General features: G+C 41.6%; 17 protein-coding genes. 12 read left to right on the forward strand and 5 right to left on the reverse strand.

Annotated elements, in window-relative coordinates; all coding sequences use genetic code 11:
- Positions 1 to 126 precede the first annotated feature (126 nt).
- The gene (argR, locus tag JFU56_RS15790; RefSeq protein ID WP_198438239.1) at positions 127 to 588 is read right to left on the reverse strand and encodes a transcriptional regulator ArgR; all 462 of its coding nucleotides are present in this window, start codon (positions 586 to 588) and stop codon (positions 127 to 129) included.
- A 333-nt stretch (positions 589 to 921) separates the two neighbouring features.
- On the opposite strand from argR, the gene artP reads away from it, so the two are divergent.
- The 8 genes from artP to rlmB all read left to right on the forward strand — a co-directional run bounded on the left by artP (position 922) and on the right by rlmB (position 9,657).
- On the forward strand, positions 922 to 1,662 hold the full coding sequence (gene artP / locus JFU56_RS15795) for an arginine ABC transporter ATP-binding protein ArtP (RefSeq protein WP_198438240.1): 741 nt from the start codon (positions 922 to 924) through the stop codon (positions 1,660 to 1,662).
- Between the two features lie 71 nt (positions 1,663 to 1,733).
- On the forward strand, positions 1,734 to 2,477 hold the full coding sequence (locus tag JFU56_RS15800; RefSeq protein ID WP_198438241.1) for a transporter substrate-binding domain-containing protein: 744 nt from the start codon (positions 1,734 to 1,736) through the stop codon (positions 2,475 to 2,477).
- Between the two features lie 135 nt (positions 2,478 to 2,612).
- Positions 2,613 to 3,287, forward strand: a complete 675-nt coding sequence (gene artQ / locus JFU56_RS15805) for an arginine ABC transporter permease ArtQ (RefSeq protein ID WP_198438242.1) — start codon at positions 2,613 to 2,615, stop codon at positions 3,285 to 3,287.
- Complete coding sequence (gene artM / locus JFU56_RS15810) at positions 3,284 to 3,949, forward strand: arginine ABC transporter permease ArtM (protein ID WP_198438243.1); 666 nt, start codon at positions 3,284 to 3,286, stop codon at positions 3,947 to 3,949. The genes artQ and artM overlap by 4 nt, the downstream gene beginning before the upstream one ends.
- Before the next feature lie 275 nt (positions 3,950 to 4,224).
- Positions 4,225 to 5,163: a malate dehydrogenase gene (mdh, locus tag JFU56_RS15815; protein WP_198438244.1), complete on the forward strand. Its 939-nt coding sequence runs from the start codon at positions 4,225 to 4,227 to the stop codon at positions 5,161 to 5,163.
- 176 nt (positions 5,164 to 5,339) lie between these two features.
- Entirely contained in the window at positions 5,340 to 6,176 is an 837-nt protein-coding gene (locus tag JFU56_RS15820) for a tetratricopeptide repeat protein (RefSeq protein ID WP_198438245.1), read from the forward strand.
- A gap of 182 nt (positions 6,177 to 6,358) precedes the next feature.
- A complete protein-coding gene (gene rnr, locus JFU56_RS15825) occupies positions 6,359 to 8,878 on the forward strand; it encodes a ribonuclease R (RefSeq protein WP_198438246.1) in 2,520 nt (839 codons plus the stop codon).
- 26 nt (positions 8,879 to 8,904) lie between these two features.
- The gene (rlmB, locus tag JFU56_RS15830; RefSeq protein WP_198438247.1) at positions 8,905 to 9,657 is read left to right on the forward strand and encodes a 23S rRNA (guanosine(2251)-2'-O)-methyltransferase RlmB; all 753 of its coding nucleotides are present in this window, start codon (positions 8,905 to 8,907) and stop codon (positions 9,655 to 9,657) included.
- A 152-nt stretch (positions 9,658 to 9,809) separates the two neighbouring features.
- Here the strand turns inward: rlmB and JFU56_RS15835 are convergent, their stop codons facing one another.
- Positions 9,810 to 10,376, reverse strand: coding sequence for an RDD family protein (locus JFU56_RS15835; protein WP_198438248.1), 567 nt, complete (start codon positions 10,374 to 10,376; stop codon positions 9,810 to 9,812).
- Positions 10,377 to 10,562: 186 nt separating this feature from the next.
- On the opposite strand from JFU56_RS15835, the gene JFU56_RS15840 reads away from it, so the two are divergent.
- The 4 genes from JFU56_RS15840 (at position 10,563) to rplI (ending at position 12,663) form a co-directional block, all read left to right on the forward strand.
- Positions 10,563 to 11,039 (forward strand): GNAT family N-acetyltransferase, encoded by a 477-nt coding sequence (locus JFU56_RS15840; protein WP_198438249.1) that lies wholly within the window; start codon positions 10,563 to 10,565, stop codon positions 11,037 to 11,039.
- Between the two features lie 438 nt (positions 11,040 to 11,477).
- Positions 11,478 to 11,852, forward strand: a complete 375-nt coding sequence (gene rpsF, locus JFU56_RS15845; protein WP_198438250.1) for a 30S ribosomal protein S6 — start codon at positions 11,478 to 11,480, stop codon at positions 11,850 to 11,852.
- 82 nt (positions 11,853 to 11,934) lie between these two features.
- Entirely contained in the window at positions 11,935 to 12,162 is a 228-nt protein-coding gene (gene rpsR, locus JFU56_RS15850) for a 30S ribosomal protein S18 (protein WP_006030173.1), read from the forward strand.
- 48 nt (positions 12,163 to 12,210) lie between these two features.
- Complete coding sequence (gene rplI / locus JFU56_RS15855) at positions 12,211 to 12,663, forward strand: 50S ribosomal protein L9 (protein ID WP_198438251.1); 453 nt, start codon at positions 12,211 to 12,213, stop codon at positions 12,661 to 12,663.
- 167 nt (positions 12,664 to 12,830) lie between these two features.
- Here the strand turns inward: rplI and JFU56_RS15860 are convergent, their stop codons facing one another.
- From JFU56_RS15860 to JFU56_RS15870, 3 genes are read right to left on the reverse strand one after another with little or no spacing between them, the layout of a single operon-like run.
- Positions 12,831 to 14,477: an FGGY-family carbohydrate kinase gene (locus tag JFU56_RS15860; RefSeq protein WP_198438252.1), complete on the reverse strand. Its 1,647-nt coding sequence runs from the start codon at positions 14,475 to 14,477 to the stop codon at positions 12,831 to 12,833.
- A gap of 20 nt (positions 14,478 to 14,497) precedes the next feature.
- Positions 14,498 to 16,177, reverse strand: a complete 1,680-nt coding sequence (locus JFU56_RS15865) for a glycerol-3-phosphate dehydrogenase/oxidase (RefSeq protein WP_198438253.1) — start codon at positions 16,175 to 16,177, stop codon at positions 14,498 to 14,500.
- An 11-nt stretch (positions 16,178 to 16,188) separates the two neighbouring features.
- Positions 16,189 to 17,910, reverse strand: coding sequence for an FAD-binding oxidoreductase (locus JFU56_RS15870; protein ID WP_198438254.1), 1,722 nt, complete (start codon positions 17,908 to 17,910; stop codon positions 16,189 to 16,191).
- Between the last annotated feature and the right edge of the window lie 148 nt (positions 17,911 to 18,058).

An 18,058-nucleotide genomic window follows, 5' to 3' on the forward strand; every position in this document is an offset into this window, starting at 1 on the left:
GTTATTAAGCAAAATGATTCACTAAGCCTCTAAGTAAACGATTCACTAAAGCTCAGGCTGGTTTCAATCATGTTTGGTGTGGGAAACATCAAACATGATCATTCATTGCGGTTTTTACTGCGCGAGCTAGATGTATTCGAATAACTCTTTTACTGCATTATCTACTTCAGCAATAATGGTGGTGCTCGTAGGGGTAATGAAAATGGTATCATCCCCTGCGATAGTACCCAAAATGCCTTCTGTACGCCCTAATGAATCTAATAAACGTGCGATTAATTGTGCCGAACCGGGGCTGGTTTGGATCACAATCAAGCATTCATTATGAGTAATGTCTAATACTAAGCTTTTTAGCTGGCTGCTAATGGTTGGTACGCCTAATTCTGCTGGCAGGCAGTACACCATTTCATCTTTTGCATTGCGCGTACGCACAGCGCCAAACTTGCTGAGCATGCGTGATACTTTAGATTGGTTAACACTATCGAACCCTTGGTCTTTAAGCGCATCGACGATTTCGCTTTGTGATCCTAGGTGCTCTTCTTTTAGTAAACCTTTAAACGCTTTTACTAACTGATCTTGTTTTTCGCTCATATTTTTTACCATGTCAGTTGATTCATCTATAATTCAAGCTGCTAATACGCAATTCAATGTGATTTTATAATAAAACCCAAGCTAACTTTTATAGCCATTTATAATTTTTTATAAAATCAGTGACTAAATCACTTATGTGAATAGAAAATGAACTTGAGTCACGATGAACTGAATAATTATGCATATGATACCAGCAGGGTATATTTTATCTAGCTTATTTGGCTAATTCGGTGTTTTTGCATAAAAACCGAATTAAAGTGAATATATATGTTGATTTTGAAGTTTATTCGGTTATTATACTCGCATCTAGTGCAATTATATTCAGTTATCATTATGAGCATCGAACTAAAAAACATCTGTAAATCTTGGGGTCAACTTGATGTGTTACAAAACATCGACCTTAAATGTGCCAAAGGCGAGACTTTAGTACTGCTTGGCCCAAGTGGTGCAGGTAAGAGTTCTTTACTGCGTGTCCTTAATTTATTGGATACGCCAGATAATGGTGAGATCACGATTGCTGGTGAAAAATTTGATTTTTCAGCTAAGTTAAGTGACAAGAAATTAACCAAACGTAGTCAGATGCTAAGACAGAAAGTAGGCATGGTATTTCAACAGTACAACCTATGGCCACATATGTCTGTGATGGATAACTTAATTGAAGCACCAGTTAAAATTTTAAAGCAAACAAAACAACACGCTCGTGAAGAGGCCATGAAGATCCTTGAGCAATTACAACTAGCAGATAAAGCCGATGTATTTCCATTAGCCTTATCTGGTGGTCAGCAGCAACGTGTCGCGATTGCACGTGCTTTAATGATGAAACCAGAAGTTTTGTTATTTGATGAACCGACTGCGGCGTTAGATCCAGAGGTGACCAATCAAGTAGCTGAAATCATTAAATCACTGGCAATTACCGGTATTACTCAGGTTGTTGTAACGCACGAAGTGGACTTCGCGCGTAAAGTCGCTAGTCAGGTTTGTTATCTTGAACGCGGCGAAATTGTTGAGTTTGGTGGTGCTGAACACTTCCAGCAACCGCAAACGCCACAATTTACAAACTACTTGAAGCATTAATTCATTAAAATTTAAATTGTTAGCTTATTTAAACATGAGCTTATTTAAACATTAGGAACAGGTCGTACCAAATGAAAAAACTACTAACAGCATTAATTCTAACGTCAGCAGCGGCGCAAGTAACTGCAGCTGAACAAATTAAATTCGTTACTGAAGCGACTTATCCTCCGTTTGAAATGATGGATGAAAACAATGAATTTCAAGGTTTCGACATTGATATCGCTCGCGCAGTTTGTACTGAATTAAAAGCGGAATGTAGTTTTGCTAATCAATCATTTGATAGTCTTATTCCAAGCTTGAAGTTCCGTCGTTATGATGCCGCTATTGCAGCAATGGATGTCACGCCTGCACGTCAAAAGCAAGTTGATTTCTCTGATGTCTATTATGAAAACTCGGCAGTTCTTGTTGCTGAAAAAGGCAAATATAATGTCGTTGCTGATTTATCAGGTAAAGCTGTAGGTGTACAAAATGGTACTTCTCACCAAGCTTATATGACTGACACATATGCGGATGAAAAAGTATTGCTACTTAACTTCCCATCATACCAAAAAGCATTCCTAGACCTTAAAAATGGTCGTATCAACGGTGTATTCGCAGATTCTGCAGTTGCACACGATTGGTTGAGCAAACACAGTGATGGTAACTACGAAACCGTCGGTAAAGCCGTGACTGATGCAAAATATTTTGGTGCTGGTTTTGCTATCGCAGTTCGTAAGGATAACGCTGAATTATTGACTAAATTGAACAGCGGTTTGAAAGCAATTAAAGCGAATGGTACTTACGATAAAATTTACGCAAAATACTTTGCTAAATAAGATATAACAGTGTTTAATCTCGGCCTGAGTTGCGGTGTAATATCAGGGCATAATAGCCAAGTTATTATGGTAACGAGATAATTCATTTTAAAGTGCCTTTTAGGGGCACTTTTTGTTTTTACGTCCGGAGTTTTTATGGATCTTTTGCAGCTTCAATTATTATTGGATGCAACAAAAATCACCCTTGGCCTTGCGCTAACATCGTTGTTGGTTGGCTTGGTTCTCGCTATTTTATTCTGTGTTGCAGAAATGCAAAAGAACCCACTTATAGCTAAACCGATTGGCCTATTTGTTACGATATTACGTGGCTTACCTGAGATCTTGATTGTCTTTTTTGTGTTTTTCGGTGGCACGCATATTCTGTTTTTATTAACCGATGAATTTTATGACATCAGTCCGTTCTGGAGTGGTGTGGTGGCACTGTCACTTATCTTTGCTTCTTATGCGTCGCAAACGTTACGCGCCGCCATTCAATCTGTTCCAAAAGGTCAGCAGCAAAGCGCACAAGCACTTGGTATGGGACCTGTTCGTTGTTTCTTACGTATCACCTTGCCACAAGCATGGCGCCTAGCATTACCGGGTTTAGGTAATCAGTGGATGGTATTATTAAAAGATACGGCGTTAGTGTCGTTAATCGGCGTGACAGATTTGATGAAACAGGCAGATTTATTATCAGGCAGTACGTATAAACCATTCACCTTTTTGGTGGCGGCCGCAGCGATTTATCTGATTATTACCTTGATCAGCCAATGGATGTTAAAGCACCTTGATAATTACATTAATCGTTTTGATGCCGGAGTAGAAAAATGACATTAGAGCACTTTTGGTTATTATTTAACGGCTTGAGCACGACGCTTGAAATTACCTTTTTCAGTTTATTTTTTGGTTCTATCATTGCGGTGTTTCTAACGTTAGCGATGGTGAATAAGATCCCTGGATTAAACCTATTAGCCCAGACTATTATTTTAATCTTTACTGGTACGCCATTATTAATCCAAATATTTTTGGTTTACAGCGGACCGTCGCAGTTTGAAGTGATTAAAAATAGCTTCTTGTGGGACTATTTAAGCCAAGCGAAAATTTGCGCGATTATTGCCTTAGCATTTAATACCGCCGCTTATTCATCGCTGTTATTTAAAGGTGCGATTGAATCAGTGCCGCGCGGTGAATGGGATGCGTGTAAAGCATTGGGGATGACCCGTGGACAAACGTTAGCGGTTATTGTGCCGCATGCTTTACGTCGTGTATTACCGTCTTATTCTAATGAAGTGATTTTGGTACTGAAAGGTACTTCATTGGCCAGCTCGATCACTATCATGGATGTGATGGGGTATGCGAATCAAATTAATGGTCAGACTTATGATGCATTAATGGCCTTTTCTGCAGCGGGTATTATCTACTTGGGTATGAACGGTATCTTGGTATTAATCTTTAAACAGTTAGAGAAAAAAGCCCTCGCGTTCCAGTCTTAATTGTTTTGTTATTGACTCATTTATTTGCTGTTCTCAGGTTAGCATTGCAATAGGTGAGTCAATATTGCCAAGTTACCTCATGCTATTTCACCTGAAAGCTTAACCCTGCTAGATAGAAAGCTAACGCTTTAAAACGCCTATGTAATTCACTTATTTACCCCCCATATCCGTGTTGTTAATTGTTTTTTCGTCAATGTTGCAGTAAGGTAGCTGTGATTAAAGGAATTTGTGAATATTGTATTCAACAATAAACAATTAAGATAATGGAGACGTCTATGAAAGTCGCTGTATTAGGTGCTGCTGGTGGTATCGGTCAAGCTTTAGCCCTACTTTTGAAAACTCAACTACCTGCGGGTTCTGAACTGTCGCTATATGATATTGCGCCAGTTACACCGGGTGTTGCTGTTGATTTAAGCCACATCCCTACAGACGTTACTATTGCTGGTTTTGCTGGTATGGATCCAACTGATGCACTTGTTGGTGCTGACGTGGTACTTATCTCTGCGGGTGTTGCTCGTAAACCAGGTATGGACCGTTCAGATCTATTCAATATCAATGCTGGGATCATCAAAAATCTAGCTGGTAAATGTGCTGAAGTATGTCCAAATGCATGTATCGGTATTATTACTAACCCAGTAAATACAACTGTGCCAATCGCTGCAGAAGTACTTAAACAAGCCGGTGTTTACGACAAACGTAAACTATTCGGTATTACAACGCTGGATGTTATCCGTTCTGAAACTTTCGTGAGCGAGCTTAAAGGCATTTCACTTGCTGATGTTGAAGTACCAGTTATCGGCGGTCACTCAGGCGTAACAATTCTTCCGCTACTTTCTCAAGTTAAAGGCGTTGAATTTACAGCTGAAGAAATCGCAACACTAACACCGCGCATTCAAAACGCGGGTACTGAAGTTGTTGAAGCTAAAGCGGGTGGCGGTTCTGCGACACTTTCTATGGGTCAAGCAGCTGCACGTTTCGGTCTCTCTCTTGTTCGCGCATTACAAGGTGAAGAAGGTATCGTTGAGTGTACTTATGTTGACGGTGGTTCTGAGCACGCAACATTCTTCGCACAACCTGTATTACTAGGTAAAAACGGCGTTGAAGAAGTACTAGCATACGGTGAGCTAAGCGAGTTTGAAACAAACGCACGCGATGCAATGTTAGAAGAACTAAAAGCGAACATCACGTTAGGTGAAGAGTTCGTTGCTGGTTAATGATTATCATTAACCGCTTAGGTTAATGGTGATTAAAATAGAAACCCAAGTTATCGTAACTTGGGTTTTTTTTATTTAAGAAAATGCTATTTTGGTCGATATATCTATTATCACAGTAATTTTGATCGCCACACATCATCTATGCTCACCTTACACATCGCTTTAGGTTAATTGATATGCTTACAACACAGATAATGAAATTAACAAAAAATTACCGTCACCTGAAAGCGGTATTATACGTGGTTATGGCGAGTGTATCTGTGTCTGGTGTAAATGTACTGGCAGCGGAAAATAGCGGTGACACGCTCGTTTCAAGTAAACCTACTGGCAGTCATAAGGCGGCAAATAAGTCGCTAACAAATAAGCCTGTAGGCGAAAAAGAACAACGTATTACCGACAGTGGCAAACTGGCAGTGGCTGCAGAAGAGGCTGGTAACACTAAATACAGTGATTATCCCAGTGCGGTTGAGCTATATACTGATGATGAACTCAATGAATTGATTGGCAAAAATACGCATCTAAAAAGGGTGCGAGCGGATCAATGTCAGCTAGTTGCTGATATTAAAGTACGTGCTGAATTAGTGAAATTACCGACCTACCAATTTCTTTGGGGCGATATGCTCGCTTGGGGTGTATGTGTGGATAAAAATGCTGAGTTAGGTATTTATTTCATGCGTGCGGCAGCAAGACAAGGTCAGCCTAGGGCGTTAGAACAACTGGGTCGTTATTATGTGCAAGGGCGTTTTGTGCAGCAAGATATTGAGCGTGCTTTACCTTTGTTTGAGCAATCTGCAAAACTAGGATTCCTGCCCGCAAAAATACAATGGGCGGAGTTATTAGTGCAAGGTTACGGCAGCCCTTATGATTACCAAACGGCTTACAGCTACCTCTATAGTACCGTCACGGATGATGCCAAAACGCATCAAAAATTAGCATTTTTGTTAGCGCGATTGGAACATTTAATGCCTGAACGTTTGGTGATTGCAGCCAAGAATGCGGCTAAATACCAATAGACAACGCTCACTAAAATGCCAGCGAAACTAACGAAATAGTCAATTGGAGTTAGTTTTGATTCGATTATTTCTCTATTTAACAGAATCCTTCCTGTATACCGACTTAGTTATGGTACAAAACTGTATCCCAACGTAGTTTGGGTATATAATCCGAACGATATTCCTACCAATTTGGACCTTCTATGAGTAAAGACCCTTTCCATACGCGCGAGCAGGAAAAATACAGCAACCCTATTCCTAGTCGAGAATTTATTCTTGATTATCTTCGTAGCCTTGATAAAGCGATTAATCGTGAGCAAGTATTTGCCGGATTAAAATTAGCGGGTGATGAACACGAAGAAGCTTTACGTCGTCGTTTACGTGCGATGGAACGTGATGGACAGTTAATTTTTGCTCGTAACAGAACGTATGAGTTACCTGAGAACTTAGATTTATTGGAAGGCCTAGTATTAGGTCACCGTGATGGTTTTGGTTTTTTCCGTCCAGATGATGGTGGTAAAGATTTATTTATCTCTATCCGTCAAATGTCGACGTTATTCCATGGCGACCGTATTCTGGCACAGCCAGTAAAAGAAGAATTTAAAGGTCGTAAAGAAGCCCGTTTCGTTCGTCTATTAGATGCTGAACCACTGCAACTTGTTGGTCGTGTTTATTTAGATAAAGGCGTGGCATTCGTTCGTCCAGATGACAGCCGTATTAAACAAGAAGTACGTATCAGTGATGAAGAACGCCTTGGCGCTCGAGCTGGTCAAATGGTTGTTGTTGAAGTATTAAAACGACCGACTTATAACTTACCTGCGTTAGGTAAAGTAGTTGAAATACTCGGTGAGAATATGGCACCTGGTATGGAAATTCAGGTTGCGATCCGCACCCATGATATTCCACACGTATGGCCTGAGCATATTATTGATGACATGAAAAAATTGTCACCAGAAGTACCAGAAGATGCGAAATTAAATCGTGTTGATTTACGTGACTTACCTTTGCTAACAATTGATGGCGAAGATGCACGTGATTTCGATGACGCGGTATTTTGTGAACGTAAAAAAAGCGGTGGCTGGCGTTTATGGGTAGCGATTGCTGACGTAAGTTCATATGTACAAACTAATTCAGATTTAGATCTGGAAGCGCAAGGTCGAGGTAACTCAGTTTACTTCCCTGAGCAAGTAGTGCCAATGCTGCCAGAAGTACTATCAAATGGTTTATGTTCATTGAACCCACATGTAGATCGTCTATGTATGGTTTGTGAAATGACTATTTCTGATGCAGGTCGTTTATCTGGTTATAAGTTCTATGAAGCGGTGATGAATTCACATGCGCGTTTAACTTACACCAAAGTGGCTAACATTCTTGATGGCGACAAAGACTTGCGTGAAGAATACCAAGCTGTCGTGCCACATTTGCACCAGTTACACGATATGTACAAAGTATTAAAAGTAGCACGTTCAGAACGTGGTGCGATTGAATTTGAAACACTAGAAACGCGTTTCGTCTTTAATGAACATCGTAAAATCGACAAGATTGTACCTGTGGTACGTAACGATGCGCATAAACTAATTGAAGAATGCATGATTTTAGCAAACGTTGCATCTGCACGTTTTGTGAGTAAGCATAAAGCCGCTGCGTTATTGCGTGTGCATGATACTCCAGGCGAAGAAAAGTTAGTTAACTTCAGAAGTTTCCTAAGTGAAACGGGTCTAGAGTTAGGTGGTGGTTTGAAACCTACACCACTAGATTACGCTGCTTTGATCAGCAAAATTCAAGATCGTCCGGATAAAGAACTTATCCAAACGATGCTATTACGCTCAATGAAACAAGCGGTATATCAAGAAGAGAATAACGGTCACTTTGGCTTAGCACTAACAGCCTATGGTCACTTTACGTCGCCAATTCGTCGTTACCCTGACTTAGTATTGCATCGTGCAATCAAGTTTGAACTTGCTAACCAAGCTGCTGTTAAAGCAGGTTCGCCATTAACTAAACGTTGGACTAGCACTGGTGGTTATTGCTACCAGGTGAGTGATGTTGAAACATTAGGTGAGCACTGTTCATTAACAGAACGTCGTGCTGATGATGCAACCCGCGATGTATCAGACTTCTTGAAGTGTGAATACATGCAAGATCACCTAGGTGATACCTTTGATGGTGTCATTGCAGCGGTAACTGGTTTTGGTTTCTTTGTTCGTATCAAAAACTTAAACATCGATGGCTTGGTACATGTATCTAGCTTACGCGGTGATTATTATAACTTTGATGGCGGCCGTCAAACATTACGTGGCGAGAAAAGTGGCGTTGAATATCGCATTGGCGATCAAGTTGAAGTTAAAGTATTAGCGATCAACATGAACGACAAGAAAATTGACCTTGAGCTAGCGGGTGCGGTAACACACACACGTCGTAGTAAGCGTAAACCAGCAGAATTTTCTGGTAAACGTAAAGCTGAAGGTACAAAAGCGAAGCCAGCTAAAAAGACGAAATTAAAGTTAAAAACCAATAGTGATGTTGTGGCTAGTGCGGCTGAACAAGCGCGCGTTGCTGCAAAGTTAAAGCCGCAAACAGGTGATGCTGTTGAAAAAGGCACATCACCCGTTGATGACGTTAAACCGAAAGGCAAAACGAAACCAGCGAAGAAAAAAGTAAAAGCTAAGGCTAAATCACGTCCCGGCAGAGCCGAACGTTCAAAGCAAAAAGCCAATAAATAGTAATAGTAATAAGGTAGAGAGATACAATGAGCAGTGAACTAATTTTCGGTATTCATGCAGTCAAATCATTACTGGAGCATGAACCAGAGCGCTTCATTGAAGTATATGCACTGAAAGGTCGTGAAGATGACCGTCTAACGCCACTATTAGAAGAGTTACATAATATTGGTATTGCAGTGCAATTAGTTAACCGTAAAACACTTGATAACAAGTGTGACGGTGGCCGTCATAATGGTGTATTAGCACGCGTTATTGAAGGTAAAAAGTTAAACGAGTCAGATCTTGATACGTTACTTAACCGTATTGAAGAGAAAGAAGAACACCCATTATTATTGATTCTTGATGGTGTTACTGATCCGCACAACCTAGGCGCTTGTCTACGTAGTGCTGATGCGGCTGGTGTACACGCTGTTATCGTACCAAAAGATAAATCAGTACAACTGACGTCTGTGGTTCGTAAAGTAGCATGCGGCGCAGCTGAAACTGTGCCACTGATTGCCGTGACTAACCTTGCACGTACTATGCGTGAACTACAAGAGCGTCGCGTTTGGATCGTGGGTACTGCAGGTGAAGCAACGCAAGATTTGTATCAGCCTAAACTAACAGGTCCATTAGCTATTGCGATGGGTGCTGAAGAGAAAGGTTTACGCCGTCTAACACGTGAACATTGTGATGAGCTTATTAGCATTCCAATGGCAGGTAGCGTTTCAAGCTTGAACGTATCAGTTGCTACTGGTATTTGTTTGTTTGAAGTTGTGCGTCAACGCCAGGCTAAATAAAGCCGTTTCCTTGCTAACCTCAGGTTTGGCTATTTGCTTTAACCTGGGTGTTATAGGATTTGTTGATATAAAAAAAGCGTCCAATCAATGGACGCTTTTTATTTACTTTATTTTCTTCAATGTTGTGCTATTTAATTACGTGTTAACCGCGATTAAGCATCCATCACGTCAGACGCTTCACTTTTTCCATCACTATTTACGTGCACGTTATTACTGGCAATTTTGCTACCTTTTGGCATCTTCACGACTAATGTTTTCGCTAAGTCATCATGTAGGCAACGGCGTTTATCACCTCTGAAAATAGCCAAAAAGTTACTGATAGTAACAACAAAGCCCAAAATAGGCAGATAAGCAACAGCCCAAAATGGCAGGTAACGCTTGAGAATAATGTCTTGCAAGCTTAGGCGCTGGCCATTTTCTCCAACCACGGCAATACCGACAATACGTTTACCTAAGGTCTGGCCGTACTCTTTTAGTAGGTAGCTGTTTAATGCCATAAATAGCAGTATTTCAAGTAACGAAACTTTGACTTGAGTCGCGAATGAAATGGTAAAGCTTTCATCGATTCCTGCGCTTAGATTGAGTAAATCAAAACCGAGAATAAATGGGACTAACATAATAGTCGGAAAAACGATTTTATCTAATATGGCTGCTTGAAAGCGTTGAGCTAACGTCGCAAGTTCAACATATTGACGAGATGATGACGGTTCAGGTTGCATATGACTTCTATAAATTAGTTAGTTAACTGGATTTAGACCTAGATGATAATCAATCCTTAGCGTAACAATCAAGATTTACTCGCACTTATTTATCGAATCTAGTTTATTGGAACCAAATTTGATCCGTAAGGTAAGATTATTGTTATTATGCTAACTGATGTTTAATTTTAGTATATGGGATGAGTTATGACTTGGATGTGTCGTCAGTTTAGTGAGTTGTCGAGTTTACAGCTTTATGATGTATTGCAATTACGCGCGGCTATTTTTGTGGTCGAGCAGGATTGTCCTTATCAAGATATTGATGGTTTAGATCTTCATCCCGAGACGCGTCATGTACTGCATTATAATAGCCAAGGTGAGTTATTAGCTTATCTGCGTATATTGGCGGCAGGCGTGAGCTACCCTGATGTTGCGATTGGTCGTGTGGTTACTGCTGCCTCTGCACGTGGGCAGGGACTTGGCCATCAACTACTAGATCGCGGTATTAATGCTGCTAAGTCTGTGTGGCCAGCACAGGACTTATACTTATCAGCGCAGGCTCATCTGCAACATTATTATCAGCGTTATGACTTTGTTACTGTAACGGCAGAGTATTTGGAAGATGGAATTCCCCACGTTGGAATGCGCTCGAAAGCGAGTGCTGAGCGTTCGAGAAACTCATAACAAACAAGACGAGTAACATACACGAGAGCATATACGGCGATAGTATTCTGATCATAACAATTCCTTGTTTAGTATTAATAACATTTTGTTTTACTGTAAATGTTTTCGTTAATTTCTATCTGAGTGATATTTAATATGGCACATATTATTCATTGTTTTGGACAGGTTGATGATTAAAATTGAAATCACTATTTGTTATTAATACTTTTATTTATCAATAATTAAAAGATGAATTTTGATTAGTACTTTAGGTCTAATGCTCCACTGTTTTGGCTCTCGCTATAAATATTTACGATTATCTTCGTTGTCGAGTTGTATTGTGGTGAGTGACACTATATAATTCGCGGTCTCAAAATTAGTCATTTTTCTATACGTTCCTTGCCTCGATGGACCGACTAAGCCAGAGCCGAGGCTGATTAAACCCGTGAGGAGCTTACGATGCGTCATTACGAAATCGTATTTATGGTTCACCCAGATCAGAGTGAACAAGTTACAGGCATGATTGAGCGTTATAGCGCTATCATTACTGAAGCAAATGGTACAATCCACCGTCTAGAAGACTGGGGTCGTCGCCAATTAGCATACCCAATCAACAAACTTCATAAAGCTCACTATGTTCTTATGAACATTGAAGCTGGCCAAGATGTTATTGATGAGCTAGAAAATAACTTCCGCTTTAACGACGCTGTTATCCGTAACATGTTCTTGCGTACTAAAGGTGTAGTTACTGAAGCTTCTCCAATGGCTAAAGCTAAAGAAGAACGCCGTGAAGCGCCAACTGCTGCTACTGAAGCACCAGCTGCTGCTGAATAATAGCGTTTTAGCTATAGGTATTTGTTTGTTGGATAACATTTAGTTATCCAATTTGTTGAGAAGATTTTAGGAGATTTTCATTATGGCACGTTTTTTCCGTCGTCGTAAATTCTGTCGTTTCACTTCTGAAGGTGTTACGGAGATTGATTATAAAGATATCGCTACGTTAAAAAACTACGTAACTGAAAGCGGTAAAATTGTACCAAGTCGTATTACTGGCACACGTGCTAAGTACCAACGTCAACTTGGTCGTGCGATCAAACGCGCACGTTACTTGTCTCTACTTCCATACACTGACTTACATAAGTAAGCTATTGTTTGGTCGTCAAGACTAACTCTACATTTCTGAGGAAAGGTAATGCAAGTAATTTTATTAGACAAGATCGCTAAGTTAGGTAACTTAGGCGAAACTGTTAACGTTAAAGCTGGTTATGCTCGTAACTTCCTTTTACCGAAAGGTAAAGCTGTTCTAGCAACTAAATCTAACGTTGAATCTTTCGAAGCACGTCGTGCTGAACTAGAAGCTAACGTAGCTGCTGTTAAAGCAACTGCTGAAGCTAAAGCTGCAACAATCAACGCTCTAGAAGCTGTTGTTATTGCAACTAAAGCTGGTGACGAAGGTAAGATTTTCGGTTCTATTGGTACTCGTGACATCGCTGATGCGATCGTTGCTGCTGGTGTTGAAGTTGCTAAAAGCGAAGTTCGTCTTCCTGAAGGCGCTCTACGTACTCTTGGTGAGTTCGAAATTAGCATCCAAGTACACAGCGAAGTATTCGCTACAGTAAACCTACAAATCGTAGCTGAAGCTTAATTTAAAGTTTAACTTTAAATTAACTGCAGAATAAAGCCATGACCTCGGTCATGGCTTTTTTTATGCCTGCGATTTAGTATTTTACGACAAAACAGTTCACGTGCATCACTAAACGGCTAGCAAGGCTAAACCGTTATGGCGAATAACAGACGATTGTTAATAACCTACTATTTTGGATAACCAGTTATGTCACGAATCGACTTATATAACGGTTGCAGTTGCTTATACATTTTCAAATACACTTGGTTATACAGCGCATCATAAGTCGCGACGACTTCAGGTTGAGGTTGAAATATTTCATTTACCCGTGTCATCGCAGCAATTGCGTGATCAAAACTGCTATAAATTCCCAATCCCACGGCGGTCACAATCGCTGCACCTAATCCCGATGTTTCAAAGGTATGCGGTCGCTCTGCTGGCATATTAAAAATATTAGCTGTTAACTGCATGGCGACATCACTTTGCGAACCACCGCCTGATACTCGCAGTGTGGTTATTTTGACCTTGTTGCGTTTGCTGATACGTTCTTTGCCCTCACGTAATGCGTATGCTAAGCCTTCTAATATCGCCCGGTAGATATGCGTACGGGTATGTACATCACCAAAACCAATAATACCGCCTTTAGCCTCAGGGCCTGGATCACGCGCGCCTGGTGTCCAATAAGGCTGTAACATCAGTCCCATAGAACCCGCTGGGATCTTAGCGACTAAACGATCGAATAATACTTCAGGTGCGATACCCTCGGCATCGGCAATATGCTGCTCACGTAATCCAAACTCTTTTTTAAACCAACTGATTAGCCAAAAGCCTCGATAAATCATGATCTCAGAGGAATAGTGACGTGGTATTGCCGAGGGAAAAGGCGGTAAGTGTGGCGTCGCTTCAACATATTTATCTGTGGTGATATTAATGGTTGCTGTGGTGCCATAACTTAAACAAGCGATATGCGGACGATCACCACCAGAGCCGATAATTTCACAGGCTTTATCTGAGGCTGACGCGATAACCGGTAAGCCAGCTGGAATACCGGTATGGATCGCGGCCTCCTCAGACACATGGCCGACAAGTTCTCCGGGTTCAATAAGTTTAGGTAACATGCTTGGATCGATGGCGAGCATATCCCAGCGCCAATCGGATTTTTTTAACCAAGCTAATTTTTTATAATCAAATGGGATATAACCGACTTGGCTACCGATGGAATCGACAATATTGTCGGTGAATTTATAATTTAGAAAACCAGACAGCAGCAAATACTTGGATGTGTCACGCCAGATGTCAGGTTGATTTTGACGGATCCAAATAGCTTGGGACTTTTCTTGGAAGCGTTGAATAATATCTTCGACACGGGCAATTTTGAATAACCAGTTCCAAGGCCACTGAATACTTTCTTGCTGAGCGTGACGTTGATCTAGCCAGATGATCGCAGGGCGTAATGCGTTGCCTTCACTGTCGAGGTTGATCACTGTGCCGCGCTGCGTGGTGATCGACATGCCGACAATATCGCGTTTATTGATCGCAGGGTATTGGGATAGATCTTGCCAAAGTAAGTCACAGGCTTGCTTGACTGCTAGCCAATAGTAATCAGGATCCTGCTCAGCCCAACCGGGTTGCGTTGAAAAGTAGGGGGTGATCACTTGTTGCCCTTTGGCGAGCAAATTACCTTGAGTGTCAAACAGCAGTGCGCGCACACTTTGCGTGCCATTATCAATGCTGAGTAAATAACCTTGCTGTTGTAGCTGCTGCTCGGGTGCTCGCGAGCTTGATGCACTGCGTACCGACGCTGATGTTATTGATGTAGGAGCTCGACTATCCATGTAAATTATCTCCGACTGAATTAGTGTGCAACTACACGGGGTGGATCATCGTTAAACGCAGCTAAAGCAACTCTTTGTTGCGGTAACCCGTAATAACGTTGAATGATGTCTGTATAGCGTTCAACTTCGTGTTGCCATTGGTTATCATCCCAGTGTAATACGGGTTGGCAAAGTGGCTGTAATTGCGCAAACAACTGCTCGCCACCTTTAGGTAATAATAAGCCAATGCGACTTCGACGTAATAATAGATCATCAAGGTGTACCACCATTTCGTGCTGTAAAATCCACTTTAATTCAGCAAGAAAGGTGTTGGTACTCCCAATTGATTTTAGCTCATCGTGACGAGCATGATTAAGCAAGTAACTATAATTGTTACCGTACTGACTTTTTAAACGCTGTATTTGCTGTTGAGGTAAATTGCTGTCCACGGGGGGCGTTACGGTAATAGGTTTAAACAATTTGCTCGTTTGTAGATCCACTAAATTCATATCAGGTAAGTAATGTTGCGCCACTTTTAATACATCAAGCGCGATTAGTCTGAAGGTCGTTAGCTTACCGCCCGCCACGCTTATCAAGCCCTGCTCATTCCAGATCGAATGTTCACGTTTTTCATCTGACGGCTTAGTATTGTTGACATCATTTTTGGTATTGGCACTGTTACTGACAACGGGGCGGATCCCGGCATAAGTCGATATCACGTCGGCTTCGTTGATATCGGCTTGCGGGAATTGTTTGTTGATCCCGTTGAGAAGGTAATCAACTTCGTTTTGGCTAATGCAAGGTTGTTGTTCTAGATCGTGATGATGGTCAAGATCCGTGGTGCCAATGACAGTACTATTTTCCCAAGGAAATGCAAAAATAGGGCGCTTATCTTCAGGGTGGAAGTAACTGACAGAGTAGGCCAATGGTAATCGCCAACTGGGCACGATCAAGTGACTGCCACGTAAAGGTCGAATGGCTTTTTTGGCTTGCATCTGTTGGCGTAATTTATCGGTCCAAGGCCCTGTAGCATTGATAACTACTTTTGCGGCTAAGTTAAATTCTTGTCCAGACACTTGGTCTGCGACGCGAATACCTGTGACTTGCTCGGCGGTTTTAACTAGCTGTTGAGCGCCAAGGTAATTGATCACTGTGCCACCAAGCTCTTGCGCTTCTTGTAATACTCGCATTACCAACCTTGCGTCGTCAGTCACCGCATCTGCAAATTGGGTCGCACCGCGTAATTTGTGCTGCTCAATCCCTGGTACATGAAAGTCGGCAATACCATGATTAATATAACTGTGATTACGCTTGCCACCAATCCAATCGTAAATGGTCAGTAAGCTATTAAACACGAAAGGCCCAGGAAATTGAGATTTATAATGGCCCATCAAAAATTGCAGTGGATTGACTAAACCGGGTAACTCGCTTAGTAGTTTTTCCCGTTCAGTTACAGCGTCTTTGGTCATGGTATATTGGCCACTGCCGAGATAACGTAAGCCGCCGTGTACCATTTTTGATGATTTACTTGATGCGCCCCAAGCAAAATCTTGTTTTTCGATTAATAATACCTTAAGTCCTGCTTGGCTAGCGGTTAATAAGATTCCTGCACCGGTAATACCCCCGCCAACGACGATCATATCCCAGACGGTATTATCCTTATTGAGTTGGAGCTTTTCGAGTTGCTGGTCTCGAGTCAAACTTGTTAATGGCTGATACATAAAAAACCCTCTTAGCTGATTTGTTGTTGCTGCTTTTGAGTGCTCGTTTCGTTCAAGTCGATGACTTGATCTTGTTTTGACTCTGGTCCTACTTCTGTCTTAAGTTCTGATGTTGAGACTTCAGCTGAAGCAATAAGGCAATGTGGGTTCATGATCTGTTGTGGATCAAAAGTATCACACAGAGATTGAATCGCTTTGATCGTCAACGGTCCTTTTTCTGTGACTAAATAGGGCTGATGATCTTTACCGACACCGTGTTGATGGCTAATCGTACCTCGGTTATTGACGATGATCTCTGACGTTGAGTGTTTTAGTTTTGCCCATTGCGCTAAGGTTTGCTTATAGTTCTTACCGGCTTTGAATATATAGGTGGTGTAGATACTCGATCCTTGCTGGTAAAAGTGGGATAAGTGAGTAAATACATGTAGCTGTGGAGCCTCTTCTGCATTTAAATCTTGTGCTAAGACAGTGCGGAGATTGGTTTCTATTTTAGTTAATAGATTATCGACGTTATGCCAATCGGTGGCTGTTTCGAGCGTATCAACCACATAGCCTTTTTGCCACAAAGCCTCACGGAAGTAGGGCATGGTAAAGCGTTTCTCCGCCCATTTATTACCCATGAATGAACCGGTATATAAACCTTGATGTGCTTTGGTTATTTTTTTTAATTGTTTTAATGCATTGCTGCATTGGAATGCGGTACCCGTTAAGCCAAAGGTCATCATGCACTTGCCTTCTTTCGTACCAAATAAAGAGAGGGCTTTTTCCAGTAAGGCTATTTGTTTTCCATGTCCTGCTAAGGCGAGTTGGGTTTCGGTTTCGATGGCATTGCTTAGGCGTAACATCGACAATTGAATATCTGATTGGACTAAGGTTTTCGCGGCCTCTTTAGCTTGCTGCCAACTTGGGAAGAAGGTCACGTAAAAATTTTCTTGTTCAGCCAGTTTACGTACGCGTACTTTAACCGTCGATAAAATGCCAATGCGACCTTCCGAACCCATCAATAAGGCTTTAATGTCAGGGCCTGCTGCTGATGCGGGAAAAGTGGGAATATCCAACAGGCCGACAGGGGTAATGACTTCACCGCCGGCAAACAATTCTTCGATACGGCCATAACGTAAAGACTGTTGACCACTCGATCGCGTGACGACCCAGCCACCTATGGTTGAAAGTTCGAAAGATTGTGGGAAATGGCCCAGCGTATAACCTTGAGCACGTAATTGAGATTCGACTTGTGGCCCAGGTGTACCAGCCCCAAATGTGGCTAGCTGGCTGTCGGTATCCAATGCGATGAGGCGGTTCATACGACCCATATCTACGGTTAATATGGCTTGTTGTGAGGCGAAGGGGTTAATGTGGCCTGCAACACTGGTACCGCCGCCATAGGGGATCACCAGAATATGCTGCTGTTGACAGAAACTCAGCAGTTCGATTAAGTCGTCATTATTTTCTGGGAATGAAACACCATCTGGAAAATATTCAAAATCGCCGCTGCGCATGGCTAACCAGTCCGGTAGACTTTGGCCTCGAGCATGGCGAATACGGATTTCAGGATCACGATTAATTAAGCGGTGAGTCGGCAATCTTGATTCAGGCACTTGCTTTATAACATCGCTAAGCTGTGCATCGACGAGTGGTGTTGTCGTGCCGACTTTTGCCAGTAAAAAAGCATCAGCTGTATTGGGTAAATCTAATTTATTGGCTTCATCGCCCCAACCATTCCAACGTTTCATGCGGTTATCTTCCTTGTTATATTATGGTATGTAGCATAAGTTTAAGCGCAAAGCTTGGTTGAGCGCATTGTCGTATTAAGCCAAGATAAGTATCAAATTAGGACTAACTCACAATACGTTAGGGTAAAGCTCGCTATACTCAATAATA

It is taken from the genome of Moritella sp. F3, from assembly GCF_015082335.1.
Classification (GTDB): Bacteria; Pseudomonadota; Gammaproteobacteria; order Enterobacterales; family Moritellaceae; genus Moritella.

Bases quoted from the DNA above. Each gene is read 5' to 3' on its own strand.
- argR (WP_198438239.1), bottom strand. From the start codon at position 588: ATGAGCGAAAAACAAGATCAGTTAGTAAAAGCGTTTAAAGGTTTACTA.
- artP (WP_198438240.1), top strand. From the start codon at position 922: ATGAGCATCGAACTAAAAAACATCTGTAAATCTTGGGGTCAACTTGAT.
- JFU56_RS15800 (WP_198438241.1), top strand. From the start codon at position 1,734: ATGAAAAAACTACTAACAGCATTAATTCTAACGTCAGCAGCGGCGCAA.
- artQ (WP_198438242.1), top strand. From the start codon at position 2,613: ATGGATCTTTTGCAGCTTCAATTATTATTGGATGCAACAAAAATCACC.
- artM (WP_198438243.1), top strand. From the start codon at position 3,284: ATGACATTAGAGCACTTTTGGTTATTATTTAACGGCTTGAGCACGACG.
- mdh (WP_198438244.1), top strand. From the start codon at position 4,225: ATGAAAGTCGCTGTATTAGGTGCTGCTGGTGGTATCGGTCAAGCTTTA.
- JFU56_RS15820 (WP_198438245.1), top strand. From the start codon at position 5,340: ATGCTTACAACACAGATAATGAAATTAACAAAAAATTACCGTCACCTG.
- rnr (WP_198438246.1), top strand. From the start codon at position 6,359: ATGAGTAAAGACCCTTTCCATACGCGCGAGCAGGAAAAATACAGCAAC.
- rlmB (WP_198438247.1), top strand. From the start codon at position 8,905: ATGAGCAGTGAACTAATTTTCGGTATTCATGCAGTCAAATCATTACTG.
- JFU56_RS15835 (WP_198438248.1), bottom strand. From the start codon at position 10,376: ATGCAACCTGAACCGTCATCATCTCGTCAATATGTTGAACTTGCGACG.
- JFU56_RS15840 (WP_198438249.1), top strand. From the start codon at position 10,563: ATGACTTGGATGTGTCGTCAGTTTAGTGAGTTGTCGAGTTTACAGCTT.
- rpsF (WP_198438250.1), top strand. From the start codon at position 11,478: ATGCGTCATTACGAAATCGTATTTATGGTTCACCCAGATCAGAGTGAA.
- rpsR (WP_006030173.1), top strand. From the start codon at position 11,935: ATGGCACGTTTTTTCCGTCGTCGTAAATTCTGTCGTTTCACTTCTGAA.
- rplI (WP_198438251.1), top strand. From the start codon at position 12,211: ATGCAAGTAATTTTATTAGACAAGATCGCTAAGTTAGGTAACTTAGGC.
- JFU56_RS15860 (WP_198438252.1), bottom strand. From the start codon at position 14,477: ATGGATAGTCGAGCTCCTACATCAATAACATCAGCGTCGGTACGCAGT.
- JFU56_RS15865 (WP_198438253.1), bottom strand. From the start codon at position 16,177: ATGTATCAGCCATTAACAAGTTTGACTCGAGACCAGCAACTCGAAAAG.
- JFU56_RS15870 (WP_198438254.1), bottom strand. From the start codon at position 17,910: ATGAAACGTTGGAATGGTTGGGGCGATGAAGCCAATAAATTAGATTTA.